We start from the raw sequence: 25,221 nt of genomic DNA on the forward strand, positions 1-25,221 counted from the left end.
TCCTGCGGAATTCGGCGACCGGCCCGTTCCGCCGATGATTTGGGCGTGCTAACGTGACGCCATGTCCGTGGACAGAGATTCGTCCGCCGTTTCCATCCACCGGCATTTCGACTGCGCTTTCCCCGAGTTATGGCTGTCGGTGACCGCGCCCGAGTCGATCTCCGCCTGGTTCACGCCGTGCGCCCGGGGCTCTGACGGACGCTACCGGCTGCGGTTCACGGAGGACTCCGGCGAGTCCTATGTCAAACACGCGACGGTGCTCCGCTACCGCCTCCGGGAGGACGCGGGCGAGTATCGCTTCCTGCTGGAGGACCCGGGTCATCACCACAGCGTGGTGGAGGTGAGCGTCAGCGGGGCGCCGGGCGGCGCGGTCCTGACGCTGCGGCACCTCGATCCTCCCGCGGAGCTGGCCGACGGGTACGCCCGCGGCTGGGCCGACTACCTGGACTCCCTGGAGCGGCACCTGGCGGCCTCCCGCCAGGACGCGATCCGGCGTCCGGAGGGCGGGAGATGAGCTCCGCGGCCCGGTCGGCCGTGCGGATCGCGCAGGTCGCCGTCGTGGTGTGCGCCACGGCGGCGTCGCTGGCCTGGGCCGTGGTGCGGCACGGCCGGCGGGAGGGGACGCTCAGGAGGGCGGGCGCCGTGGTGAGCGCGGCCCTGTGGCGGCTGGGCCCGGCGTTCATCAAGGTCGGGCAGATGCTGTCGAGCCGCAGGGACATCCTCCCCGCCGCGTTCTGCGAGGAGCTGGAGGAGGGCCTGGCGCGCGGGCGGGCCGGCGCCGGCGGGGCGGACGTGGAGATCGGATCCGTGGCCACCGTGGAGCGGCGCCTGGTGGACGGCGCCGACGTGGCGGTGAAGACGGTCCACCCCACGGCCGCCGAACAGCTGCGGATCGATCTCGGCCTCATCACGGCCATGGCCCGGGTCGCGGGCGTCCTGCTCCGGCGCTCGGGGCCCACGCTGGAACGGGTCGTGCACGAGATGTGCGAGTCGGTCCGCGGGCAGACCGACCTGGTGGCGGAGGCGGCCACCCTCAGCCGGCTCGAAGACCTCGAACTCGTCCTGCCGGTGGTCTTCCCCCGGGTGCTGCCCGGGCAGAGCGGGCCGGGCGTGCTGACGATGACGTGGATACCGGGACAGGCCGGCGGCCGGCGGTTCCGCGATCCCCGGCGCACCGCCAAGCGGCTCGTCCTGACGGTGTACGAGATGCTCTTCATCACCGGCGTCGTCCACTGCGATCTGCACCCGGGCAACTGGTGGGAGCTGCCCGACGGCCGGCTGGCGATCGTGGACGCCGGGTTCACCTACGAGCTGGACGAGGAGATGCGGACGCATTTCACCGAGTTCTTCCTCGGGATGTCCAGCGGGAACGCCGAGATCTGCGCCACGCACGCGCTGGCGGCCGCGGCCCGGCCGGTGCCGCCCGAGGCCGAGAAGGCGTTCCGCCGCGACATGGAGGGCCTCATCGGCTCCGTCACGGGGCTGACGGCGGGGGCCTTCTCCCTGGCGGGGTTCGCCGCCCGCTTCTTCGCCGTGCAGCGGCGGCACCAGGCGTTCTCACGGGCCGAGTTCATCTTTCCTCTCATGGCCCTTCTGGCCATAGAAGGGCAGGTCAAGCAGCTGGATCCGGGAATCAACTTCCAATCTCTGGCGGGCCCCGTCGTGTTGCGCTCCATCGTCGCGCGGGCCCGCGCCGAGCGCGTCCGCTGAGCCCTGCCACGCGCTCACCTCGCCGGCGACGGCTTCCCGAGGCATCGCCGGAGCATCGCTATACACTTTCTTAGTATGGTGAACGAGTCGGTGGCCCGCGCCGGCGAACGCAGACGTTACGGGCAATACTGCGGTCTGGCCGCGTGCCTCGACGTGATCGGCGAGCGGTGGACCCTGCTGATCATCCGAGAGCTCCTCGTCGGCCCTCAGCGATACAACGAGCTGCTTCACAATCTTCCAGGCATCGGCACCAACCTCCTCGCCGAACGGCTCCGGTGGCTGACCCGCCAGGGCGTCGTCCGGCAGCACCCGCGGCTGAGCGGCAGGGGGCACACCTACGAGCTGACGTCCTTCGGTGAGGAGCTCCGCGAGCCGGTGCTCGGCCTGGCCCGGTGGGGGCTGAACGTCCCCCACTCCTTCAGCGCGGAAGACGAGGTGCGGCCGCAGTGGGGTGTCCTGGCCGTCGAGGCGCTGATCAGGAAGGACCAGATCCCCGACGTCGACGAGTCCTACGAGTTCCTCGTCGACGACCAGGTGTTCCACATCGCGGTGCGGGGCCGGCAGATCTCGGTCGTCCAGCAGGGCGCCGAGGACGCGGTCCTGCGGGTCTCGACCGACGCCAAGACGTTCGTGGACATCGGTTCCGGCCGGCTCTCGCCCTTCGAGGCCGTGGTGACCAAACGGCTGAGCCTGGAGGGTGACCAGGAAGCCCTCACCCGCTGTTCCCGTCTGCTGGGGCTGCTTCCCGGCCCCCGCCCGACCGCGATCTGAGCGTCTCCAGGTACGCGTCTATGTCCGCGGCCAGCGGGGGAAGGTCGACCGCCGGGTTCGGCGACCGGGCGAGCAGCATGCCGCCTTCGCAGATCAGCGAGAAGACGAGCTGCGCGCGGGCGGCCACCGTCTCCGGCGCTCCCCCGCCGGCCAGGCGCAGACCGGCCAGCAGGACCCGCAGGGTGTGGCCGTGCTCCAGCTCCCGCACGGCCTCCCAGCCCATCAACGACGGGGCGTCGAGCAGCACGATCTGCCGGAAACCCGGATCCAGGCAGTGCTCCAGGAAGGTGCGGACGCCGTTGTGCAGGGCTTCCCACGGGTCGTCCTCCTCGGCGGCGGCGTACTCCAGTCTTGCCGCGATCTTCTGCTGCTCGCGGATGAAGACGGCGCGGAACAGCTCGATCTTGCTACCGAAATGGTGGTAGACGGCGCCCTTGGTGACCCCCGCCGCCGCGGAGATCGTGTCGATCGAGGTCGCGGCATAGCCGTTGCCGCCGAACAGCTCGTGCGCGGCGCCGACCAGCCGGGCCGTCGTCACGTCCGAGCGCTCGGCCTGCGTTCGCCTGGCCATGCTTCTCCTCATCAGCTCCGGTTACCGGCCCGCCCGTCGTCCGGGCGGCCCGTCACCAGGGGATCACCGGGTACCAGGGGATGAGCTCGCGTCTGGCCAGCAGCCGTACGTCCCAGTACAGGAAGGTGAAGACCCCGACGACGATGAAAGCCGCTCCCGTGATGAGGGCGAGCCGGCCGGGCCGGGCGGCGAACCAGCCCTGCACCCGGCCGCCCATGACCACCGCGAGCAGGACGAAGAGCACCGTGAGGATCACGATGTTCCCCACGGACTGCAGCATGAACGCCAGCGCCCCGTAGAGCGGGTTGTGGCTCTCGGCGGCGTCCCGGAACAGCTGCCGGAACAGTCCGTACGGCCGTCCGATGAGGAAGCCGCCGATGAGCGCTCCCATGACCACCATGGGCGCGTTGGGGAAGCGCCGGGTGAGCCGGGCGAGCGGGTCGCGCACGATGCCGAGCGCGGCCAGCCCGAGCCAGACGAACGCCACCCCGATCACGCCGAAGGCCACCATCGACTGGACGCTCCTGGCCGACAGCTCCCCCGGGAGGGTGGGGGCGGTCGAGAACTGCGGCATGGCGGTCCCGACGATCCCGACCACGGCTCCGTACACGCCGGAGACCGTGAGCATGCCCACGGTCAGCCAGGCGAGGGGCTTGAAGACGGCCCCCACGCGGTCGGACAGCGAGCGCGGCTGTCCGACGATCGGGCAGAGCGCGCCGAGGACGGCGATGTTGCAGGCGGTGAAGGTGCCGCCCAGCCCGGTGGCGAAGGCGAAGACGATGCCGGGCAGGATGCCGTCGAGGACCGTGGCCTCCGGCTCCTGGCCGAGCACGGTGCCGGCGACGTTCTCCCCGATGACCGAGTCGACGAACTCCGCTGACCAGACGACGGTGAGCAGGAATCCGATCAGCGAGCTGATCAGGACGGCCCGCCAGGGATGGCGGATCCCGGCCCGCTCGGCGGGGCGCTGTTCGGTGAGTGCCATGTGGGTCTCCTCTTCGTACCGGCGCGACCGGCGCGCCGGTCGGATCATGGACGTTCGAGGTGCTGGACACGGCTGCGCCGCAGGTGCTGCCTGCTGCCGCGCGGCGCGGCGAAGCCCCCGGGACCCGCATGGGCAGCGGCCGATCACGGTTCCCGGGAGGTGGAGCGGTGTGCGGCAGGGCTCAGCGGCCGGCCCAGAGGCCCACGTGGTTGCCTTCCGGGTCGCGGAAGACGGCGCAGTGGCCGTGGTTCCCGCCGATGTCCATCTTCGGCCGGTCCACCTTGCCGCCGGCCTTCAGCACGGCGTCGAGCGTGCCGTCGATGTCGTCCACGAGCAGGTAGACGACGGTGGACTCACCGGTGGGCGAGGGCCGGCGCGCCGACTGGGCGAGCCCCCCGACGGGCGGCCCGCCCGCCCCGGTGACGATCATGGAGTACGCGCCCAGAGGGAACTCGGGGATCTCCTCGTAGGTCCAGCCGAACACTTCCGTGTAGAACGTACGCATTCGTCCTATGTCGTTGACGTGGATCTCGAACCAGGCGACCGCGTCTGACAGGGACACGTGATTCCTCCTCGGCTGGCTAGGGTGTGGCGGCGAACGTGATCGGCAGGCTGACCACCCCGCGGAACATCGTGCTGCGCCGGTAGACGAGCTCACCGGTGGGAACGGCCTGCCGCAGCTCGGCCAGACCGGCGAGCTGCCCCAGCGCCGCCCTCAGCTCCATGCGGGCGAGCAGGGCGCCGAGGCAGAAGCGCATGCCGGCGCCGAAGGACATGGGCGGTCGCTCCGAGCGGCGGATGTCGAACCTGTCCGGATCTGTGAACTGCGCCGGGTCGCGGTTCGCCGCCCCCGCGAGGGCGACGACGAAGGCGCCCTCGGGCAGCTTCGTGCCGGAGAGGTCGAGGTCCGCCGAGATCTGCCGGCTGTTGGACTGGACCGACGAGTCGTAGCGCAGGCACTCCTCGACGGCGCCCGCCAGCCGGTCCGGTTCGGCGCGCAGCAGTTCCAGCTGCCGAGGATGGCGCAGGAAGGCGAGGACGCCGTTGCCTATCTGGTTGGTCACGGTGTCGTGGCCGGCGAAGACCAGCGCCACGGCCGTGCCGATCAGGGCGTTGGTGGTGATGGGCCGCTGCCCGCCGGTGGCCTCGATCATGGCGCTGATGAGGTCGTCCCCCGGGCTCCTGCGCCGTTCGGCGATCAGCTCGGTGAGGTACTCGGCGAACTGTCCCATGGCGGCCTGGCCCCGGGCGATCTCCTCCGGACTGGCCAGGAGGTCCAGCGTGGGGGCGATGTCGACCGACCAGGCGCGCAGCGCGTCACGGTCGCGGGCCGGCATGCCGAGCAGCGTGGAGATCGTGGCGAGCGCGAGCGGGTAGGCGAAGTCGTCGACCAGGTCCATCTCGCCCCGCCTCCGCAGCGGCCGGAGCAGGTCGCGTGCGGTCTGCTCGATCTCCGCGCCCATCCTCCGGATCAGCCGGGGAGTGAACGCCGGGCCGATCAGGGAGCGGAGCCGCTCGTGGTCGGGGTCGTCCTGGAAGAAGATCGTGTGACGCAGCACCTCGCTGAGCGGGCCGGGGCCGACCAGCGAGGCCCAGAAGTCGCGGATGCCGGCCCGGCCGAACCGGGCCTCGCCCAGGACGGTGCGGACGTCGTCGTACCGGGTGACGTACCAGATGCCGTTCGCGCCGCGATGGACCGGATCGTGGCGCAGCAGCCAGGCGTAGTAGGGGTACGGATCGCGCAGGACCGCGGGGTCCACGGGATCGAACCCGGCGCCGATGGGGACCGTCATCCGGACCGCCCTCCCTCCGTAGCTTTAAACAGCTATACCAAATGTCCCGATATAGGTCTAGATCTGACCATTGTTCGAGGTGGATAGCTATGGTTTATTGAAGTGAAGCCGAAAGCGAGGTGGCGAGAATGTCCGTCGACGCCCGGCCGGCCCGGTTCGATCGTGCCGACCCGCTGATCATCCCGGGCAGCACGCATCACGTGGGGCTGGCCATACGAGGCGAGCTGAAGCTCTTCTTCGCCGACGGGGAGACCCTCGACTGCGACGACGTGCAGGGCATGAGCGCGGTCCGAAGCTCGGACACGGTCACCACGACCCCGGACGGGCGGCCGACCGTCGAGGTGACCCGGCTCATGACCCACTTCCACTCCAACGTCACCGGGCTGCTGATCCAGCAGAACCCCAGCCGGCTCAACCTGGGCCGGCTGACCGGGATCGCGCCGGGGGGACCGGAGCGGCTGCTGCCCGCCGACGTCACCTTCGACCAGTACCTGATCCTCGCGCTGCGCGGCCGACTCCACATCAACATCGACCCGCTGGTGATGGAGGCCAAGGAGATCACCGTGTTCCCGCCGATCGGCACCACGTTCCTGTCGCAGGGGGCCACGCTCTTCTACGACGTGGCGGACCTGCCCGGCGGGATCGCCCAGCGGGAGCCGGGGAACGCGACGCCCAGCCTGGCGCTGGCCTCCCAGAGCGTCTGCGGCAGCCACCTCACCCACTACATCGACATGCCTTCCGCGGATGGATGAGGGCGCCGCCACGTGACCTGCTGCCGCTGGTCGTCCGGGCGGCGCGGATCGGCGGGATCCTGGGGCTGGCCCTCCTGCGGGCGGTCACCGACGTGCGCGGGCTCTTGTCCGGGGTCCCGCCGGCGGCGATCGCCGGGGATCGCCTGGCCTGGGCCTGCGAGCGTCTCGGACCGGCGTTCGTCAAGATCGGCCAACTGCTGAGCACCAGGGTCGACGTGATCCCTCCGGCGGCGTGCCGGGCGCTGGCCCGGCTACGGGACCGCCTCACCCCGCTCCCGGTCGCGGAGGCGGCTCCGGCCCTGCCCGCCGGTCTCGCCGGGCGCCTCGCGGAGCCGCTCACACCGGTCGCGGCCGGCGCGGTGGCGTGCGTCTACCGCGCCAGGCTGGAGGACGGCCGGCGGATCGCCGTCAAGGTGCGCAGGCCGGGCGTCGACCGGGTGATCGCCCGCGATCTGGCCCTGTTCGGGCTCGGCGCCCGGCTGCTCCAGCGGCTGCCGGGGCTGCGGGGCGCGCCGTTCGCGGCCGTGGTCGACCAGCTGGGCGACGCGCTCACGGGGCAGCTCGACTTCCTCGCCGAGGCGGCGGCGTTGCGCAGGCTCCGGGCCGGCCTCCGGCACCATCGGGCCGTCCGGGTGCCGGAGGTGCTGACCGAGTTCTGCCGCCGGGACGTGCTGGTGATGGAGTACATGCCGGGCCTCGACCGGTCCGGCCGGGGACCGGGCAGGCGGGGGGCCGTGGTGAACGCGCTGCGGGCGATCTACCACATGCTGTTCATCGACGGGTTCGTCCACTGCGACCTGCATCCGGGCAACCTGCACCCGATGCCGGACGGTTCGGTGGTGATCGTCGACGCGGGGTTCCACCGGCAGCTGGCCGACTCGGACCGGCTCGCGTTCGCGGCGTTCTTCTACCGCATGAGCCGGGGGGAAAGGGCGGAGTGCGCCTCGATCGTCCTGTCGACGGTGCTCGGCGGCACCGCCGGCCACGACGCCTCGGGGTTCCGCGCCGACATGGAGGAGCTGGTGCGCAGCAGCACCGGCGCGCGGATCGCGGAGTTCGATCTGGTGGGTTTCGCCGTACGGCTCTTCGCCATCCAGCGCAGGCACGGCTATTACGCCGATCCGCACTTCGTGTTCCCGCTCCTGTCGCTGATCGTCATGGAGGGGACGTTGCGCGAAGCGTGCCCGGAGGTGGATTTCCAGATGGAGGCGCTGCCCTTCGTGCTGCGCGGGCTCATGCGGCCGGGCGGGGCGTAGGGGGTCGCTCACCCCTCCGCCGCGGCGACCTCCGCGAGCCGGGGCAGAACCGTGCCCTGCCAGCCCTTGCCCATCCGCTCGAACGCCGCGCGGTCGCGCTTGTCGTCGAGGTCGAAGCCCGAATGTTCGAGAAGCAGGCGGGTGCCCTTGCCCTCGACGACCAGGCGCCAGGTCAGGGTCCAGGTGGTGTTGAAGGTGTAGACGAGCCGCTCGTACGGCTCCGCCTCCAGCACCTCGCACGGCACCGAGCCCCAGCCGGGCATCTGCAGGTGGAACCGGTGGCCGACGACCGCGCTGACGTCGCCGGGCGCCCACCAGCGGGCCAGCAGTTCGGGTTTGGTCAGCGCGTCCCACACCTTGGCAGGCGGCGCGGGGATGAACTGGTCGACCGAGATGGACGCGTGGCGGGTGTCGGGCACGGTGCTCCTTGTGCATCGGAGAGCGACCCACCAGATCCTAGGACATCGAAGACACCCTCACCATCAGTGACACAGCTTGAACAGGATGTGCCTCTGTCTCATCAGTGACAATCGCCGAGCCCTTTCGTCGTGCGGCTCTGAACCTGGAGACAGTTGAGCCACTTCGCCCTACTCGGAAACGCGGGCAATTGACTATGACTGGTCGCATTACGGACAGCCGATTATCAAAGTCAACCACGCTCCTATCCGCCGGACCTGGCGCCCGACATGCCAGGTCATCTACCAACATCAGCATTTATAGTTCAAGATTCACATGCCAACCGTACGCGAATTCATGAATCTTCAATTGTCTGGATTTTGGCGTATCTGCCGACCCTTGACCCTTCGCTTGAAAATTGCTTAGTGTCTCCCCCGGAAGGTCATCCAGATCAGACGGGGGACAGCCATGGCGCTCACCCGGCTATTTCGCCTGCCCGAACGCAGACTGACGGGGTTCGTACCAAACTCCAGCCCGGCGAAAAGGCAACTCCTGGAGATTGTCGCCGCCTTTGGAGAAGGGTATAACCGGGCGCTCGACAAAGTTCCCGATGTCACCGATTTACCGCGTCATCTGCACGGATTCGCGATCGAGGGCGCGGCCATGAGCTGCACTCTGCTGGACACGATCACTTTCAGGGGAAACCGCCTGCGCGCTCTCATGGAGAACACCGGAGGCAGGTACACCCACCTGATCCATGTCGGCGCCGGTTGGGCTCTGGCACGCCTGCGCCGCACCCGCTGGCCGGGCCTGGGCGACGAGATGCTCCGCTGGCTGGCCTGGGACGGCTGGGGATTTCACCAGGCGTACTTCATGCCCCGCAAGGTCTTCCACAACCACTGGATCGAGGTGGGGGCGCGCGGCGCCACCCGCCCGATCAGAGACCAGGGAACGGGCCGTGCCCTATGGTTCTACACCGGCTCCGACCCCGAGCTGATCGCCCGGCTCATCGGCACGTATCCGCCGCACCGCAGGAGCGATCTGTGGGCGGGCATCGGCCTGGCCGCCGCCTACACCGGCGTGTCCGGCGGGACGGACGACCTGCTCGCCGTCGGCGCGGGCCACCGGGAGCATCTGGCCCAGGGCGCCGCCTTCGCGGCCAAGGCGCACGTGCTCAGCGGGCACGTCCCGCCCGGGTCGGCGAAAGCCGTCGAGACGCTGACCGGGGTCACACCCGACGTGGCCGCCGGGTGGACGGATCAGGCTCTCGCCCGGATACCCCGGCCCGGCTCCCCCGCGGACTACGAACTCTGGCGCGCCGGGATCCGGAAGACCTTCCACCACCACACCGAGGGTGTCCTGTGATGATCAATTGGTCGGCCCACGCGGTCAAGATCGGCGCCTTCCTCACGATGCTCGCCACAGGCTGGGCTGCGGCGCTGCCCGGCGACCTCCCCGCCGAGGTGGAGCGGGCCGCCGCCGCGTTCTCCTTCGCCCGGCAGCCGCTCAACGCCGCCGACGGCGGTCGCGGCGTGCGCGAGGTCGCCCCCGCCTACCAGGACATCCGGCACTGGATCTCCTCGGTCGGGGCCGCGGTCGCGCTCTCCGACCTGGACGGCAACTCCCGCTCCGACGACGTGTGCCTGGTCGATCCGAGAACCGACACCGTCACGCTCCAGCCGGCCCCCCAGACGCAGGACCGGTATCCGCCGATCTCCCTGGTCCCTTCGGGCCTGCCCTACGACCCGACGATGGCGCCGATGGGCTGCGTGCCCGCGGACTACGACGACGACGGGGCCACCGACGCCCTGGTCTACTACTGGGGCCGCTCCCCCGTGCTGTTCCTGCGCGGCGACGGGCCGCTCACCGGCCCGGCCGCGTTCACCCCGCGGGAGCTGGTCCAGCCCTTCCAGGTGTGGAACACCAACGCCCTGTCGCTGGCCGACGTGGACGGCGACGGCCGCACGGACCTGATCGTCGGCAACTACTTCCCCGACGGCGCGCGCGTCCTGGACCCGGCCGCCCGCTCCGGGCCCGAGCTGCGGATGCAGGCCTCCATGTCGAACGCCACCAACGGCGGCTCGAACCGTGTCCTGCTGTCGCGCGGCGGCGGGACGTACGCCGAGGCCGCGGGCGCCTTCGACCAGGAGGTGGCGGACGGCTGGACCCTGGCGATCGGCGCCCAGGACCTCGACGGCGACGGGCTGCCGGAGCTCTACATCGCCAACGACTTCGCCCCGGACCACCTGCTGCGCAACCGGTCCCGTCCCGGCGAGGTCTCCTTCGAGGTCACGCGAGGACCCCGCCACGTCACCACCCCGAAGTCCAAGGTGCTGGGCCAGGACTCCTTCAAGGGCATGGGCGTCGCCTTCGCGGACCTGAACGGCGACGACGTCTCCGACATCCTGGTCAGCAACATCACCCAGGAGTACGGCCTGCTGGAGAGCAACTTCGCGTGGGTCAGCGGCCGGGGACGCGTCTTCGACGACGCAGGCACCGCCTTCTACACCGACGAGAGCGAGGCGCTCGGGCTGTCGCGCAGCGGCTGGGGCTGGGACATCAAGGCCGGCGACTTCGACGGCGACGGCGTCAACGAGATCCTCCAGGCCACCGGATTCCTGCGCGGCACGGTCAACCGCTGGGCTGACCTGCAGGAACTCGCCATGACCAACGACGACCTCCTGGCGAATCCCGCCATGTGGCCCGATTTCCATCCGGACGCCGACATCTCCGGGGACAACGTCAACCCCTTCTTCGTCCGCCTCCCCGGCGGGCGCTACGCCGACGTCGGCCAGGCCGTCGGCGTGGCGGATCCGGGCGCGTCGCGCGGCATCGCCACGGCGGACGTCGACCATGACGGCCGGCTGGACTTCGCCGTCGCCAACCAATGGCGGCAGAGCCACTTCTATCGCAACACCGGACCGGGACGCCCGCCCTTCCTGGGACTTCAGCTGATGCGCCCGGCGGGCGGCTGTTCCAGCAACGCCGAAGCCCTCTCCCCCGCCATCGGCGCGACCGTCCGGCTGGCTTCGGGCGCCCAGGGCACGCGCACCGGCCAGGTCTACCCCGCGAACGGACACGCCGGCGTCGCCGCCGCGGAGCTGATGTTCGCGCTCCGCGCGGGCACCACGTCCGTGCCGGTCGAGGTGACCTGGCGCGACACCTGCGGCCGGGCCCGTACCGCCGCCGTCGACCTCGCGCCCGGCTGGCATCGCCTCCGCCTCGGCGACGACCGCTCGATCACCCCTGTCACGGAGGGAACACCATGACCTCTGCCCAGCGCGATCCGAGAACGGCGGCGCTTCGCAGATTCGCCCTGTCCATCACCGTGTTCAACCTCCTCGGGCACCTCTGGCTCGGCTTCGAGCAGGCGTACATCACCCCGATCGTGGCCGTGGCGTTCGCCTACGCGCTCGACCTCGCGCTGGAGACCGCGGAGGCGAGCGCCGAGAAGCGGACGCCCAAGTACCGGAAAGAAGGCCTGCTGGACTTCCTCCTGCCCGCCCACATCTCCGGTCTGGCCTGCGCCATGCTGCTGTACGCCAACGACCGGCTCTGGCCGGTGCTGTTCGCCGTGGCCGTCGCCATCGGCGGCAAGTACATCGTCCGGGTGCGCGTCGCCGGGAAGAAGCGGCACATACTCAACCCGTCGAACGCCGGCATCGCGATCACCCTGCTGGTGTTCCCCTGGGTCGGCATCGCGCCGCCGTACCACTTCACCGAGTGGGTCAGCGGTCCGATCGACTGGATCATCCCCGCCTTCATCCTCGTCGCCGGGACCATGCTCAACGCCAAGCTCACGGGGAAGATGCCGCTCATCCTGGGCTGGGCCGGGGCGTTCCTCGCCCAGGCCGTGATCCGCACGTGGGTCGACGGCACCGCGACGACGAGCGCGCTGGTGGTCATGACGGGCGTCGCCTTCATCCTGTTCACCAACTACATGATCACCGATCCCGGCACGACACCGGTCAAGCCGCGCAACCAGGTCGTCTTCGGAGCGTCCACGGCGGTGGTCTACGGCCTGCTCGTGCACTTCCACATCGTGTACGGCCTGTTCTTCGCGCTGGTCATCGTGTGCGTCGCCCGGGGCGTGCTGCTCGCGGCGCTGTCCGCCCGGGAGGCGCGCCTCCAGCAGAGCGCCGTGCCGGTCCCCGCCACCTCGGTGGCCGTCCCCAGTTCCAGGTGACCGCCATGACAGACGTCGCCATCGTCGGCATGGGCTGCCGCTATCCCGACGCGGCCGGCCCGGACCGCCTGTGGGAGCTGGTCATGGCCCGCAGGCGGGCGTTCCGGCCCATCCCCGCGACCCGGCTGAACCTCGCCGACTACGACACCGGCGACCCCGACTCGACCTATGTCCGGTACGCGGCGCTCCTGGAGGGCTGGTCGTTCGACCGGGCCCGGCACCGCATCCCGGGAACCACCTACCGTGTCACCGATCCGGCGCACTGGCTGGCCCTGGACGTGGCCGCCGACACCCTCGCGGCGGCGGGCTTCGCCGACGCGTCCGGACTCGACCGCGACAGGGTCGGCGTGGTCCTGGGCAACACGCTGACCGGCGAGTTCACCAGGGCCACCGCCATGCGGCTGCGATGGCCGTACGTGCGCCGCGTCCTGCAAGAGGCCATGGCCGGCGAGGACCTCGGCGAGTCCGTCCGCGACCAGCTCGTCAAGCGGGCCGAGGAGCTGTTCAAGGCGCCGTTCCCCGAGCCCACGGACGAGAGCCTCGCCGGAGCGCTGTCCAACACCATCGCCGGGCGCGTCTGCAATCACTTCGACCTGCACGGCGGGGGTTTCACCGTGGACGGCGCGTGCGCCTCGTCGCTGCTCGCGGTGATCCACGCCTGCGTGGCCCTGACCTCCGGGGATCTGGACTTCGCCCTCGCCGGAGGCGTGGACCTGAGCCTCGACCCGTTCGAGCTGGTCGGGTTCGCCAGGACCGGGGCCCTCGCGCGTACGGACATGCGGGTCTACGACGCCTCTCCCACCGGCTTCTGGCCGGGCGAGGGGTGCGGCATGGTCGCGCTGATGCGCGCCGAGGACGCGCTGGCGCTGGGGCGGCGGCCGCTCGCGCTGATCCGCGGATGGGGGGTGTCCTCCGACGGGCGCGGCGGGATCAGCAGGCCCGAGCCCGACGGGCAGCTGCTCGCCCTGCGGCGCGCCTACGAACGCGCCGGGTTCGGCGCGGACACGGTCGGCTACTTCGAGGGGCACGGCACCGGGACGGCGGTCGGCGACCACGCCGAGCTCCAGGCCATGCGGGCCGTGCGCGGGCAGGGCCGCCGCCCGGCCTTCGTCGGGTCGATCAAGGCCAACATCGGGCACACCAAGGCGGCGGCCGGCGTGGCCGGACTGATCAAGGCGACGCTGGCCGTGCACCATCAGATCGTCCCGCCGACCACCGGTTCGCACACGCCGCACGAACTCCTCGGGGACGGGCTCACCGTCGCGGAGGGGCCCGTCCCCTGGCCCTCGGCCCCCGTACGGGCAGCGGTCAGCGCGATGGGGTTCGGCGGGATCAACACCCATCTGGTGGTGGAGAGGGCAGGATCGGCCCGTCGAACCCGGTTGTCCGCCGTACAGGAGCGGATGGCGCGCACACCGACGGACACGGAGGTCTTCGCCGTGACGGCGGACAGCACCGCCGCGCTCACCGGGAAGCTCCGGCACGTCGCCCGGCTGGCGGAGACCCTGTCCTTCTCCGAACTCACCGACCTGGCCGCCCGGCTGGCCGGCGAGCCGCAGGGGAGCCACCGGGTCGCCTTCACGGCCCACCATCCTGGCCAGCTCGCCCGCCGGGCCGAGCGGGCCGCCGCCCTGGCGGGCCGCGCCGCCGCCGAGTCCGGCGTCTTCAGCGGGGTGGGCCCGCCCGGGAAGGTCGGCCTGCTGTTCACCGGCCAAGGCGGACCGGCCCGCGGCGACGCCGGCGCCCTGGGCAGGCTGTACGACGGGGCGCGGGCGTACTTCACCGGGGAAGAAGGCATCGACACGGCGATCGTGCAACCGGCCGTCTTCCGGGCCTCCATGGCCGCGCTGCGGTGGCTGGACAGCCTCGGGGTGGCCGCCGTCGCCGCGCTCGGCCACAGCGTCGGCGAGATAGCGGCGCTGACCTGGTCCGGGGCCATCGACGAGGAAGCCGCGCTGGAACTGGTGACCGAGCGCGGCCGGATCATGGGCGAGGTGGGCGCGCCAGGCACCGGCATGGCCTCCGTCTCCGCCCCCGCGAGCCGGGCCGCCGCCCTGATCGAAGGGCTGGACCTGGTCGTCGCGGCCGACAACGGCGCCTCCACGGTCGTCGCCGGGCCGTGGACCGAGGTCGAGACCCTGGTGCGGCGGGCCGGCGCGGACGGCGTCACGGCGACGCGACTGGAGGTGAGCCACGCCTTCCACTCCCCCGCCGTGCGGCAGGCCGTCGCGCCGTTCACCATCTGCCTGGACAAGGCGCCGTTCACCGTGCCGGTGGGACCGGTCTACTCGACGGTCACCGGCACGGAGCTGAGCGCGGGCACCGATCTGCGCCGGCACCTGGCCGCCCAGATCACCGATCCGGTGCGGTTCCGTGAGGCGCTGGATCTGCTCGCCGCCGAGTGCGACCTGCTGGTCGAAGCCGGTCCTGGACATTCGCTGGCGACCCTGGCCACCGCCCACCTCGGCGGCTCGCCTCCGGCCGTCTCCGTTGACGCCGGCGCGGCCGGCGCGCGGGGCCCGCTGGAGACCGCCGCCGCCCTGTTCGCGGCAGGCGCGACCGACTCGTTGCGCACCCTGTTCGACCAGCGCTTCCACCGGCCCTTCGAGCTGGACCGGGAGCCCGTGTTCCTGACGAATCCCTGCGAGACGGCGCCGGAGCCCGCCCCGTCCGCCGCGCCGGAACGGCCGCGGCCGGAAGGCGGCGGCGTGGCCGAGATCGTGCGCGAGCTGGTCGGGGCCGCCCTGGAGCTGGAGCCTGACGCGATCGCGGACGACGACCACCTCCTGGCCGACCTGCACATGAACTCTCTGCAGGTCGTCCAGCTCGCCGCCGAGTCGGCGTCGGCTTGCGGGAAGGCGCTGCCGCCGGTCCTGCCCTCGATCGCCGAGGCCACGGTCGGTGACCTGATCGCCGCCGTCGAGGCGTTCCCCCGGGCCGAGGAGCACACGCTGGACCTGCCCGACTGGTTCCGCCTGTTCACCGAGCACCAGGAGCCCGTCCAGCCGCCCGAGCCGGAAGGCGCGCTGCGCGCGCATGTCCCCGCCGTGCCCACGGACGCCGACCTGGCCGCCTTGGTCGCCACGGCGCGCCGGGCGATCGCCGGTGGGCTGCCCCTCGTCGTCACCGACGAGGCCGACTGCGCCTCCGGGTTCGTCGCCGCCCTGCGCCAGGAGCATCCGGACGCCGACGTCCATTGGCTCGGCGTGGACCGCGCGGGCCGGACCTACGAGGTCCGGCACTCGCCCATGGCCCGCCCGCGCAGCGATCCACCGCTGCGGCGGGACGACGTGGTCGTCATCACCGGCGGAGGCAAGGGGATCGGGCTGGAAGCCGGGCTCACCCTCGCGAAGGCGTACGGGGTCCGGCTGGCGCTGATCGGCCGGTCGGATCCCGGCACGGACCCCGAACTGGCCGGCGGCCTGGAGAGGTTGCGGGCCGCCGGGGTGGTGGCCGCCTACCGCAGGGCGGACGTCACCGACGCCGCCGCTGTCACGCGGGCCATGGCGGAGCTGTCCGAGCTCGGCCCGATCGCCGGGGTGGTGCACGCCAGCGGGATCAACCGGCCCGCCCTCTTCGGCGAGCTCACGGACGAGGACTTCGCCGAGCACGCCCGTACGAAATGTGCCGGTCTGGAGAACGTGCTCGCCGCCGTCGATCTCGGCGGGCTGCGGCTCCTCCTCGCGTACGGGTCCGTGATCGGGCGGTTCGGGCTGGCCGGCGAGACGCACTACGCCCTGGCTAACGGACGGCTCCAGGCCATGGTGCGCGCCCTCGCGCCCCGGCTGCCCGACGGCTGCGTCAGCGCGACGCTGGCCTGGACCGTGTGGTCCGGGGCGGGGATGGCCGAACGGCTCGGCGTGGTCGACCACCTCGCCGGCGCCGGGATCGGCACCCTGCCCGCGGAACGGGGCGCCGAGCTGCTGCTGGACGCCATAGCGGCACGTCCCGCCGGGGAGACCATCGTCATCAGCGGCCGGCTTCCCCAGCTCGACCGCGCGCAGGTCACCCCGCCGCGGCATCCGCTGCTGCACCGCCTGCTCAGGTTCGTCCCGGGGGTCGAGCTGGCGGCCGAATGCGAGCTGGACGCGTCGCGCGCGTTCCTGGCGGACCACCAGCTCCACGGGGTGCGGCTGCTGCCCGCCGTCTGCGCTCTGGAGGCCATGGCCCAGGCCGCGGAGATGCTCGGCACTCCCGCTCGCACGATCACGGACGCCCGGTTCGAACGACCGGTCATCGTGCCCGCCGACGGGACGCGGACCATCCGGATCCACGCCCTGCGCCACCCCGACGGCAGCGTGGCGGTCACCGTCCGCAGCGCGGAGACCGACTTCTCCGCCGACCACTTCGCCGGCCGGGTCGGCCCCGGGCCGGCCGATCCGCCGGACGTCGAGGTCCCCGCCGGTGACCCGCCCGGCCACGAACCGGCCGAGCTGTACGGATCGCTGTTCTTCCACGGGCCGGCGTTCCGGCGCCTGACCCGTTTCGAGTCCCTCTTCCCCACCGGCTGCCGGGCGGTGCTGTCCGGGGCCGGCGAGGACCTGGGGCTGGGCGAGCCGGTTCTGGGGGACGCCGCCCTGCACGACGCGGCCATCCACGTCCTGCAGGCGTGCGTGCCCCACCGGCGTCTCCTGCCGGTCGCCTGCGATCGCTTCCAGGTGCACGGCGGCGCCCGGTCCGCCGACGTGGTCGTCGAGGCGGTCGAACGGGAGCACCAGGGCGTCGACTACACCTACGACGTCCTGGCCCGGTCCGTGGACGGGCGTCCCCTGTTCAGCTGGTCGGGGTTGCGGCTGCGCGACACCGGGCCGCTGCGCCTGGACGCCGTCCCGCCGCTGCTGACCGGCCCGTACCTCGAACGCGTGGTGGGGGACCTGTGCCCGGGGGCGGCCGCCGTGACCCAGGAGTGGGTGGAGCTGGACGGCCCGCCGCTCCCGCTCGGTCCCGAGTGGACGGATCAGGCCGAGCAGCTGGCGCGCCTGACCGGCGAGTCGCGCACCTCTCTGAACTCGCGGCTGAGTGCGGTGCTCAAGTGTCTGCCCGAAGCGGGCCAGGCCAGATCGCTCCAGGTCGAGGCCGCGTACGAGCACGGCTGGATCAAACTCAGCGGCCCCTCCGGGTCGGCCGTCCTGTCCGGCCTGCTCACCCTGAACGATTCCGGCGGCCCGCCACGACCCATGGTCGTCGCCGTGCTCACCCAGGAGAGGCGATGAATCCTTTCTACGAACACCGCCAGGTGGTGACCTTCGCGGACACCAACGTGGTCGGGAACGTGTACTTCACCCATTACTTCGAGTGGCAGGGCCGCTGCCGGGAACGGTTCCTCGCCGACCAGGCGCCGGAGGTCCTCCAGGAGCTCACCCGCGACCTCGCCCTGGTGACGGCCGACTGCGCGTGCGAGTTCTTCGCCGAGCTGTACGCGCTCGACGAGGTGTCGATCCGCATGTCGCTGGGCGGCATCGAGGCCAACCGGGTGACCATGGAGTTCCACTACTACCGGCTGGGCGCCGGTCCGGCTCTGCTCGTCGCCCGGGGACGGCAGACGATCGCGTGCATGCGCCGCGGCTCCGGCGGCGCCCTCCACCCGACGGAGATCCCCGGCCCGCTCAGGCGGGCGCTCGACCCTTACCGTCCCGTCCCGGCAGCCTAGGAGGACCGCCCCGTGGATCCGCGGATCGGCATCATCGGGTGCGGGCGGATGGGCACGGCCCTGGCCCGGCTCATCGACCTGCACCGGATACCGCTGCTGCTGGCCAACCGGACGCCCGGACGGGCCGCCGCGCTCGCCGCCGAGCTGTCGTGCGCGCGGGCCGTGCCGCCGCAGGAGGCCGCCGCCGAGTCCGATCTGACCATCCTGGCCACGCCCATCGACGCCACCTGCCGTGACGTGGCGCCCCAGCTGCGGCGGACGCGGTCCGTCATCGTCGACGTGTCCAACCCGTGCTTCGGTGAGCCGGCCGCGCCGCCCTACGCCTCGGCGGCGCAGCGGATCGCCGCGGCGCTGCCCGGTTGCGCCGTGGTGAAGGCGTTCAACTGCCTGTCGGCACGATGGATCAGCGCCTACATCCGCGCGCCCGGCCTGGTCACGATCCCCATCGCGGGCGACGACCCCGATGCCAAGCTGCTCGTCACCCGGTTCTGCAAGCAGCTGGGATTCGACATCGCCGACGCCGGGCCCCTGGCCAACAGCCGGTGCATCGAAAGCCTGACCGAGCTGCTGCTGTGCCTCGACGCCGACTCGATCGGCGTGAAGCTCGTGCCGGCCCTCCCCTGACCGCGGCCGCGCCGTCCCCCCACGAAACCGATCCCAGGAGTCGTCATGTCCGCTCCCGCCATCAGCCGTTCGACGCTCAACGAGCGACACCACAAGACGGCTCTCGGTGTCTTCCTCGTGATCGTCCTCGCGCACTGGGCGGAACACGTCGTCCAGGCGATCCAGATCTACGCGCTGGGCTGGCCGGTCCCCGAGGCGCGCGGACTGCTCGGGCTGCCGTTCCCCTGGCTCGTCACCTCGGAATGGATGCACTACGGCTACGCCCTGGTCATGCTCATGGGGCTGATCCTGCTGCGCCCGGGCTTCACCGGCCGTTCCAGGACCTGGTGGACCGTCGCGCTGGCCATCCAGTTCTGGCATCACATCGAGCACCTGCTCCTGCTGATCCAGGCGCTGTCGGGGACGTACCTGGCCGGGCGGGCCGCGCCCACCAGCGTCATCCAGCTCGTGATCCCCCGCGTCGAGCTGCATCTGTTCTACAACGCCGTGGTCTTCGCGCCGATGGTGGTGGCCATGGTGCTGCACCGGCGTCCGCGCCTGGAAGAACGCGCCGTCATGCGGTGCGACTGCGCGCTCCAGCCCGCATGAGGTTCCGCCCCTCCCCGCCGATGGCCGTCGTCCTGCTGCTGGTCGCCGCGCTCGCGCTGTCCTGGACGCTGCCCGGGATCGGCCCGGCGCTACGGCTCGCCACCGGCCACGGCCTGCGGGGGACCTTCACCGCGCAGCGCCTGGACTGCCTGCGCCATCCCGGGCACGAGAGCTGCGCCTGGACCGGCGCGTTCCGCTCCCGCGACGGCCTCGTCCAGCGCACGGAGGTCACCCTCGCGGGCAGCGACCGGGGCACCCATCGAGCGGGCCAGCGGGTCGAGGCGGTCGACGTGGGGCTGACCAACCGCGTCTACGGCCCGGGCGGCTCCGCCGAATGGGTCTTCACCGTACTGCTGGCCCTGGCCGAGCTGGCGCTCCTGGCCTTCGCCCTGACAGCGATCGCCGGAGCGATCCGGCGCGGTGAAGGGACGCGTTCCGCCGCCGGGGCGTCGCGGTCAGCGCCAGCCGAGTGCGGGGGCGACGTGGGTCAGGACCGATGAGAGCAGGTGGGCGTTGTAGTCCACGCCGAGCTGGCTGGGCACCGTCAGCAGGAGCGTGTCGGCCGCGGCTATCGCCTCGTCGGCGGCCAGTTCCTTGACGAGCACGTCGGGCTCGGCGGCGTACGTGCGCCCGAAGACGGCCCTGGTGGTGGCGTCGATGAAGCCGACCTGGTCGGAGCTGGTGCGCTCGTGACCGAAGTACGCGCGGTCGGTGTCGTTGACGATCGGCATGATCGAGCGGCTCACCGACACCCGCGGCTCGCCCTCGTGGCCGGCCTCCTTCCACGCCTCCCGGTAGGCCGCGATCTGCTCGGCCTGCTGCACGTGGAACGGCTTGCCGTTCTCGTCGTCCTTGAGCGTGGAGCTCATCAGGTGCATGCCGAGCCCGGCGGCCCACTTCGCGGTGGCGTTCGAGCCGGAACCCCACCAGACGCGCCGGCGCAGCCCTTCCGAGTGCGGTTCGAGGCGGAGCAGTCCGGGCGGGTTGGGGAACATCGGCCGCGGGTTCGGCTGGGCGAACCCCTCGCCCTCCAGCACCTTGAGGAAGACCTCCGCGTGCCTGCGCGCCATGTCCGCCTCGGTCTCGCCCTCGGCCGGCTCGTAGCCGAAGTAGCGCCAGCCGTCGATCACCTGCTCGGGCGATCCGCGGCTGATGCCGAGCTGGAGCCGCCCGCCCGCGATGAGGTCGGCAGCGCCGGCGTCCTCGGCCATGTAGAGGGCGTTCTCGTACCGCATGTCGATGACGCCCGTGCCGATCTCGATCCGGCCGGTCCGCGCGCCGACGGCCGCCAGCAGCGGGAACGGGCTCGCGAGCTGCCGGGCGAAGTGGTGGACGCGGAAGTAGGCGCCGTCGGCCCCGAGCTCCTCGGCGGCGACCGCGAGCTCGATCGACTGCAGCAGGGTGTCGGACGCGCTGCGCGCCTTGGAGTACGGCGAGGACGACCAGTGCCCGAAGCTCAGAAACCCGATCTTCTTCATACGCACTTCAACATTCCGCACGTCAAAGAGATTCCATCACCGCCCGGCGGTCAGTCGCCGTATTTCTTCACAGCCTCGTAGGACGCGTAGTAGCCCCGGCTGAACGTGGAGTCGTACCACCAGGCCCGCCCGCCGGCGCCGAACGCCATCAGCTGGTTGTACATCTGACGCTTCGGCATGAGCAGCATCGCCGTCCGGACGACGCTGTCGCGCTACGCCTCGGCCCTGGACCGGCTGACCGGCGGCTGGTCGGGCAGATCCCTCATCGCCGCCTACCTCTCGGCCCCCGACCAGGTCGAGGCCGCGGTGCGCTGCGCCCAGCCGGAGAGGGATCGCGCGACGTTCCACCGCTTCGACGCCTGGGCCGCCCAGACCGGCCGGCCCACCCCCGAAGCGCTCGCCCACCGCTGCCGGGCGCTCCTCATGCCTCCGGGCGCCAGGCCTGCTTCGAAGCCGCCTTGCGCGCTCATCACCGCGACCCGCAACCGTACGAACAGGCCAGGACCGAGCTCGTCTACGGCCAGTGGCTGCGCCGCACCCGCCGCAAGCGCGCGGCGCGCGAGTTGCTGGAAGCCTCCCGCGAACGTTTCGACCAGCTCGGGGCCCGTCCTTGGGCCCGCCGCGCCGCCGCCGAGCTCCGCGCCACCGGCGACCCGCGTCACGGCCGCGCGGCCGGGCACGTCCCCCGGAACCTGCTCACCGCCCAGGAACGCCGGATCGCCAGGCTCGCCTCGCGCGGCGTCCGCAACCGCGACATCGCCGCCCAGCTCTTCCTCAGCCCCCGCACGGTCGGCAACCACCTGTACAACGTGTTCCGCAAGCTCGGCATCACCTCCCGCCGCGACCTCGGCACCGCTCTCGGCCTCGACACGCCCTGACAGGCGCCGAACACGCCGACGCCCTCGCCGCGCAAGCCGGGTACGCACGGCGCCCTCGCCGCGCAAGCCGGGTACGCACGGCGCCCTCGCCGCGCAAGCCGGGTACGCACGGCGCCCTCGCGGCGCAAGCCGGGTACGCACCGGCGCCCTCGCGGCGCAGGCCGGGTGCGCGCCGAGCTTCCCGGCCTGATCCGCGTCATCACAGGGCCTAGTTCGGCGTGGAGGGGATGGGATCCCCTTGTCTCGACCGGCCGGGTGTCACCAGGGCGGCGACGACGACGCCGGCGCCCGCCGCGACGGCGGCCACGGTGAACCCGCCGGCGAAGCCGCTCAGCGTGGTTCCCGCCAGGCTCGCGGCGGCGACGCTGGAGACGACCGCGGCGCCGAGTGAGGCGCCGAACTCGTGGAAGGTGCTCACGATGCCGGACGCGATCCCGGCCTCATGGGGCGCCACCTGGCCGAGCGCGGTCGCCGAGGCGACGACGAACAGCGCGCCGGTGCCCGCGGCGGCGACGGAGACGCCGACCACGACGACGGCGGGATGCATCGACACGGCCGGTGCGGCCAGGCCGAGAGCCGCGACCGCCAGTCCGGCGACGGCCGGCGCGCGTCCGCCCCAGCGGCCGATCACGCGGCCGGTCAGGTTGGCCCCGAGCATCGTGGCCACCGCCACGGGGAGGAACAACAGGCCCGTGTGCAGCGCGCCGTATCCCTGCGCCTGCTGGAAATAGAAGGTGCCCAGGAAGAACACGGCGATCATCAGGGCCGTCGCCATCAGGATGAGGAACGCGCCCGCCGCCACGGGCCGCCGCGCGAGCAACCGGACGTCCATCAGGGGCGACCGCGCCCGCCGCTGCCACACGACGAACAGGACGTAACCCACCGCGGCGGCCAGGACGAGCCAGCCGGTGAACGACGTGAGCCAGCCCCGCTCGCCGGCGGCGATGAGAGCGTAGATCAGCGACGCGGTGGAGGCCGTCACCAGGATCGCGCCGAGGACGTCCAGCCGTGACCGTTCGGTTCCCCAGGTCGGCAGCCGCGGCACGAGGGCGGCGAGCACCGCGGCGATCACCAGCCCGATGGGCACGTTGACGTAGAAGACCCACGACCATCCGGGGCCCGCCGTGAGGAGGCCGCCGACCAGGACGCCGAGGGCGGCTCCGCCTCCGCCGAGCGCGGACCAGACGCCCAGGGCCTTGTTCCGCTCCTCGCCGTCGAACAGGGCCACCACCAGGGACAGCGCCGAGGGTGACAACAGGGCCGCGCCGACCCCCTGGGCGATGCGGCCGCCCACGAGCATGGCCGCGGATTCCGCCAGTCCGGTGACCAGCGACGCCGCGGTGAAGAGAAGAAGTCCGGTGAGCATGACGCGCTTGGCGCCCACCAGGTCCGAGATCCGCCCGCCGAGCAGCATGAGTCCGCCGAAGGTGAGCGTGTAGGCGCTGACGGTCCAGGTCAGCGCCTCGCGGGTGAGCCCGAGGTCGGTCTCGATGTGGGGCAGGGCGATGGCGACGACGGTGACGTCGAGGATCAGCATGAGCTGCGCCACGCCGAGAAGGCCGAGAACGCGCCAGCGCGCCGGGTGTGCGCCCGGCTGGGCGATCTGTTGGTTCATGAGGTCTCCATGGCAAGAACTCGTACTTCCATGTACGAGCTTTGCCCTGACTATAACTCGTATGTGTGCGTACGCGTTAGAGTGCCGACATGGCTGAGCCGTCCATACGCCCCAAGCGCCGCGCCGATGCCGAGCGCAGCATCGCCCGCATCGTGTCCGCGGCCCGCGCCCTGCTGAGCTCTGACCCCAACGCGAAGACGGACGACATCGCGAAGGCGGCGGGCGTGGGGCGGATGACCCTGTACGGGCACTTCGGCACCCGCGCCGAACTCGTCGAAGCGGCGCTCGTGGACGCGTTGAAGGCCGGTGACGAGACCCTGTCGGCCGTCGACCTGACGGGGAACGCCCGCGAGGCCATGACCCGCCTGCTGGCGTCGAGCTGGCAGATCGTGGCCGAGTCCGCGGCCCTGCTCGCCGCGGCCGAGGAGGTCCTCCCCGCGGGACGGATCAGGGAGCTGCACGAGCGACCGGTCCGGCGCATGACCGAGCTCGTCAGCCGCGGCCAGGACCAGGGCGTCTTCCGCGCCGACCTGCCCACCACCTGGCTGGTCAGCGTCGTCCAGTACATTCTGCACGGGGCGGCGACCGAAATACGAGCGGGACGCCTCGCCCCTCACGACGCCGCGGAAGTGGTGACGAAATCCGTGGAGTCGGTGCTGACCGGCCAGGCCGTCAAGAGATGAATTCGACCAGGCGAACAAAAGAAAGAAACAGCAGGTCAAAGGCAAGATTCCCGTCATTCACGAAAATCTCGTCCGCTCTATTCGTGACCTATGTCATTGCATTTATCGCCTCTAATGCTCCTATAATCGGAGACAAAGGCGGGATTCGATGAACAGCGCATGGAGAACGGCATGATGATTTCACCCGGCCCGTACGACGAGTTCGATCTGACGGGACACGCGTGCGTCGTCACCGGGGCCGCGCAGGGCATCGGCGCCGCCGAGGCGCGGCTGCTCGCGCGGCGTGGTGCGGCGGTGCTGTGCGCGGACCTGGCGGACACCGGGCCGTTGGTGGAGGAGATCCGCGACGAGGGCGGCATCGCCCTCTCCTGGCAGGGGGACCTCACCGAGCGGGGAGCGGCCGAGGACGTCCTGGCCGCCGCCGAGGGTTCCGGGCGGCCGGTCTCGGTTCTGGTCAACAACGCCGGCATCGTCCGTGACCGGATGGTCTTCAACCTGGACGACGCCGACTGGGACGCGGTGCTCGCGGTGAACCTGACCGCGCCCTTCCGGCTGTGCCGTGCCCTGGCCCGGCACTGGCGCGGGCAGCCGCGGCGCGCGGGACGGCGGATCATCAACACGAGCAGCGAGTCGGGGCTCTACGGCAACGCCGGGCAGAGCAACTACGCGGCGGCCAAGGCCGGTCTCGCCACGCTGACCTTGACCCTCGCCGCCGAGCTCTCCCGCTACGGGGTCCGCGTCAACGCGATCGCCCCCCGGGCACGCACCCCGATGAGCGAGGCCGCGTTCGGCACACTGCCCGGCGGCGCGCTGCCGCCCGACCGCGTCGCGGCCCTGGTCGCCTGGCTCGCCGGCCCGTCCGGCGAGGACGTCACCGGGCAGGTCTTCGTCGTCGCCGGGGACACCGTGCGGCGGATGCGCACCTGGTCGCCGGTGCGCGCGGCCCGGCAGCCGGAGGAGTGGTCGCCCGAGACGAGCAAGCGCTTCCTGGCGGAGCTCTTCGACGGCGACGCCACACGTCACGAGCCCGCTCCGATCAGCGCCCTGTTCACCGGCGAAGCCACCGGGTAGCGCCCCGGCGGACCGGCCGCCGAGATCGGCGATGGTTTGGCGGGGGGGGGGGGGGGGGGGCGCGGCCCCCCCCCCCCCCCCCCCCCCCCCGCGGGCCGGGGCCCCCCCCCCCCCCCCCCCCCCCCCCCGCCCCCCCCCCCCCCGGGCCCGGGGGGGGCCCCCCCCCCGCCCCCGCCCCCCCCGGCCGCGCCCCGCCCGACCGCGCGGCCCCCCC

The 25,221-nt window shown here is 71.9% G+C and carries 24 protein-coding genes; 16 read left to right on the top strand and 8 right to left on the bottom strand.

Translation table 11 applies throughout. The annotated features are described in order from the left end of the window. Window positions 1–61: 61 nt before the first annotated feature. From ACIBF7_RS38960 to ACIBF7_RS38970, 3 genes are all read left to right on the top strand, one after another. Window positions 62–514 carry an SRPBCC domain-containing protein gene (locus tag ACIBF7_RS38960; RefSeq protein WP_397199356.1) on the top strand — a complete coding sequence of 151 codons (453 nt, stop codon included), beginning with the start codon at window positions 62–64 and terminating at the stop codon, window positions 512–514. After that, the gene (locus ACIBF7_RS38965; RefSeq protein WP_397199357.1) at window positions 511–1,710 is read left to right on the top strand and encodes an AarF/UbiB family protein; all 1,200 of its coding nucleotides are present in this window, start codon (window positions 511–513) and stop codon (window positions 1,708–1,710) included. The genes ACIBF7_RS38960 and ACIBF7_RS38965 overlap by 4 nt, the downstream gene beginning before the upstream one ends. Before the next feature lie 75 nt (window positions 1,711–1,785). Beyond that, entirely contained in the window at window positions 1,786–2,481 is a 696-nt protein-coding gene (locus ACIBF7_RS38970) for a winged helix-turn-helix transcriptional regulator (RefSeq protein WP_148030995.1), read from the top strand. Here ACIBF7_RS38970 and ACIBF7_RS38975 read toward each other — a convergent pair. The 4 genes from ACIBF7_RS38975 to ACIBF7_RS38990 all read right to left on the bottom strand — a co-directional run bounded on the left by ACIBF7_RS38975 (window position 2,423) and on the right by ACIBF7_RS38990 (window position 5,830). Beyond that, complete coding sequence (locus ACIBF7_RS38975; protein WP_187281103.1) at window positions 2,423–3,052, bottom strand: TetR/AcrR family transcriptional regulator; 630 nt, start codon at window positions 3,050–3,052, stop codon at window positions 2,423–2,425. The genes ACIBF7_RS38970 and ACIBF7_RS38975 overlap by 59 nt on opposite strands. Window positions 3,053–3,104: 52 nt before the next feature. Further along, the gene (locus ACIBF7_RS38980) at window positions 3,105–4,037 is read right to left on the bottom strand and encodes a hypothetical protein (RefSeq protein WP_397199358.1); all 933 of its coding nucleotides are present in this window, start codon (window positions 4,035–4,037) and stop codon (window positions 3,105–3,107) included. Between the two features lie 181 nt (window positions 4,038–4,218). Further along, window positions 4,219–4,599 (bottom strand): VOC family protein, encoded by a 381-nt coding sequence (locus ACIBF7_RS38985; protein WP_148030992.1) that lies wholly within the window; start codon window positions 4,597–4,599, stop codon window positions 4,219–4,221. 19 nt (window positions 4,600–4,618) lie between these two features. After that, entirely contained in the window at window positions 4,619–5,830 is a 1,212-nt protein-coding gene (locus ACIBF7_RS38990) for a cytochrome P450 (protein ID WP_397199359.1), read from the bottom strand. A 128-nt stretch (window positions 5,831–5,958) separates the two neighbouring features. On the opposite strand from ACIBF7_RS38990, the gene ACIBF7_RS38995 reads away from it, so the two are divergent. Both ACIBF7_RS38995 and ACIBF7_RS39000 read left to right on the top strand, forming a co-directional pair. Next, window positions 5,959–6,582 carry a hypothetical protein gene (locus ACIBF7_RS38995; RefSeq protein ID WP_148030990.1) on the top strand — a complete coding sequence of 208 codons (624 nt, stop codon included), beginning with the start codon at window positions 5,959–5,961 and terminating at the stop codon, window positions 6,580–6,582. Then, complete coding sequence (locus ACIBF7_RS39000) at window positions 6,579–7,838, top strand: ABC1 kinase family protein (RefSeq protein ID WP_397199360.1); 1,260 nt, start codon at window positions 6,579–6,581, stop codon at window positions 7,836–7,838. Before ACIBF7_RS38995 ends, ACIBF7_RS39000 begins: the two co-directional genes overlap by 4 nt. Before the next feature lie 8 nt (window positions 7,839–7,846). Here the strand turns inward: ACIBF7_RS39000 and ACIBF7_RS39005 are convergent, their stop codons facing one another. Further along, window positions 7,847–8,257: an SRPBCC domain-containing protein gene (locus ACIBF7_RS39005; protein ID WP_148030988.1), complete on the bottom strand. Its 411-nt coding sequence runs from the start codon at window positions 8,255–8,257 to the stop codon at window positions 7,847–7,849. Window positions 8,258–8,702: 445 nt separating this feature from the next. Here ACIBF7_RS39005 and ACIBF7_RS39010 point away from each other — a divergent pair, with 445 nt between their 5' ends. Genes ACIBF7_RS39010 through ACIBF7_RS39045 form a run of 8 tightly spaced genes read left to right on the top strand, consistent with a single transcriptional unit; the run spans window position 8,703 to window position 19,782 of the window. After that, complete coding sequence (locus tag ACIBF7_RS39010) at window positions 8,703–9,599, top strand: DUF1702 family protein (RefSeq protein ID WP_148030987.1); 897 nt, start codon at window positions 8,703–8,705, stop codon at window positions 9,597–9,599. After that, the gene (locus tag ACIBF7_RS39015) at window positions 9,599–11,503 is read left to right on the top strand and encodes a CRTAC1 family protein (protein ID WP_397199361.1); all 1,905 of its coding nucleotides are present in this window, start codon (window positions 9,599–9,601) and stop codon (window positions 11,501–11,503) included. The genes ACIBF7_RS39010 and ACIBF7_RS39015 overlap by 1 nt, the downstream gene beginning before the upstream one ends. Then, a complete protein-coding gene (locus ACIBF7_RS39020) occupies window positions 11,500–12,420 on the top strand; it encodes an RnfABCDGE type electron transport complex subunit D (protein ID WP_148030985.1) in 921 nt (306 codons plus the stop codon). Before ACIBF7_RS39015 ends, ACIBF7_RS39020 begins: the two co-directional genes overlap by 4 nt. A gap of 5 nt (window positions 12,421–12,425) precedes the next feature. Further along, entirely contained in the window at window positions 12,426–17,633 is a 5,208-nt protein-coding gene (locus tag ACIBF7_RS39025; protein WP_397199362.1) for a type I polyketide synthase, read from the top strand. Beyond that, on the top strand, window positions 17,630–18,070 hold the full coding sequence (locus ACIBF7_RS39030) for a thioesterase family protein (RefSeq protein WP_148030983.1): 441 nt from the start codon (window positions 17,630–17,632) through the stop codon (window positions 18,068–18,070). The genes ACIBF7_RS39025 and ACIBF7_RS39030 overlap by 4 nt, the downstream gene beginning before the upstream one ends. A 12-nt stretch (window positions 18,071–18,082) precedes the next feature. Continuing rightward, on the top strand, window positions 18,083–18,694 hold the full coding sequence (locus ACIBF7_RS39035; RefSeq protein WP_271278816.1) for an NADPH-dependent F420 reductase: 612 nt from the start codon (window positions 18,083–18,085) through the stop codon (window positions 18,692–18,694). 45 nt (window positions 18,695–18,739) lie between these two features. Then, window positions 18,740–19,282 carry a hypothetical protein gene (locus tag ACIBF7_RS39040; protein ID WP_397199363.1) on the top strand — a complete coding sequence of 181 codons (543 nt, stop codon included), beginning with the start codon at window positions 18,740–18,742 and terminating at the stop codon, window positions 19,280–19,282. After that, the gene (locus ACIBF7_RS39045) at window positions 19,279–19,782 is read left to right on the top strand and encodes a hypothetical protein (RefSeq protein ID WP_397199364.1); all 504 of its coding nucleotides are present in this window, start codon (window positions 19,279–19,281) and stop codon (window positions 19,780–19,782) included. Before ACIBF7_RS39040 ends, ACIBF7_RS39045 begins: the two co-directional genes overlap by 4 nt. Here ACIBF7_RS39045 and ACIBF7_RS39050 read toward each other — a convergent pair. Both ACIBF7_RS39050 and ACIBF7_RS39055 read right to left on the bottom strand, forming a co-directional pair. After that, entirely contained in the window at window positions 19,738–20,760 is a 1,023-nt protein-coding gene (locus tag ACIBF7_RS39050) for an LLM class flavin-dependent oxidoreductase (protein ID WP_397199365.1), read from the bottom strand. The genes ACIBF7_RS39045 and ACIBF7_RS39050 overlap by 45 nt on opposite strands. Before the next feature lie 50 nt (window positions 20,761–20,810). Next, window positions 20,811–20,939, bottom strand: a complete 129-nt coding sequence (locus ACIBF7_RS39055; protein WP_364236658.1) for a hypothetical protein — start codon at window positions 20,937–20,939, stop codon at window positions 20,811–20,813. A 279-nt stretch (window positions 20,940–21,218) separates the two neighbouring features. On the opposite strand from ACIBF7_RS39055, the gene ACIBF7_RS39060 reads away from it, so the two are divergent. Then, window positions 21,219–21,638, top strand: coding sequence for a helix-turn-helix transcriptional regulator (locus ACIBF7_RS39060; protein WP_364236656.1), 420 nt, complete (start codon window positions 21,219–21,221; stop codon window positions 21,636–21,638). 208 nt (window positions 21,639–21,846) lie between these two features. Here the strand turns inward: ACIBF7_RS39060 and ACIBF7_RS39065 are convergent, their stop codons facing one another. Continuing rightward, complete coding sequence (locus tag ACIBF7_RS39065) at window positions 21,847–23,253, bottom strand: MFS transporter (RefSeq protein ID WP_364236653.1); 1,407 nt, start codon at window positions 23,251–23,253, stop codon at window positions 21,847–21,849. Between the two features lie 89 nt (window positions 23,254–23,342). Between ACIBF7_RS39065 and ACIBF7_RS39070 the strand changes: the two genes are divergently transcribed. Both ACIBF7_RS39070 and ACIBF7_RS39075 read left to right on the top strand, forming a co-directional pair. Beyond that, window positions 23,343–23,936, top strand: coding sequence for a TetR/AcrR family transcriptional regulator (locus ACIBF7_RS39070; RefSeq protein WP_219548116.1), 594 nt, complete (start codon window positions 23,343–23,345; stop codon window positions 23,934–23,936). Window positions 23,937–24,107: 171 nt separating this feature from the next. Further along, window positions 24,108–25,007, top strand: a complete 900-nt coding sequence (locus tag ACIBF7_RS39075; RefSeq protein ID WP_219548117.1) for an SDR family NAD(P)-dependent oxidoreductase — start codon at window positions 24,108–24,110, stop codon at window positions 25,005–25,007. The last annotated feature ends 214 nt before the right edge of the window (window positions 25,008–25,221 follow it).

Origin of the sequence: Nonomuraea sp. NPDC050478 (assembly GCF_044458265.1) — a bacterium.
GTDB lineage: Bacteria > Actinomycetota > Actinomycetes > Streptosporangiales > Streptosporangiaceae > Nonomuraea > Nonomuraea ferruginea.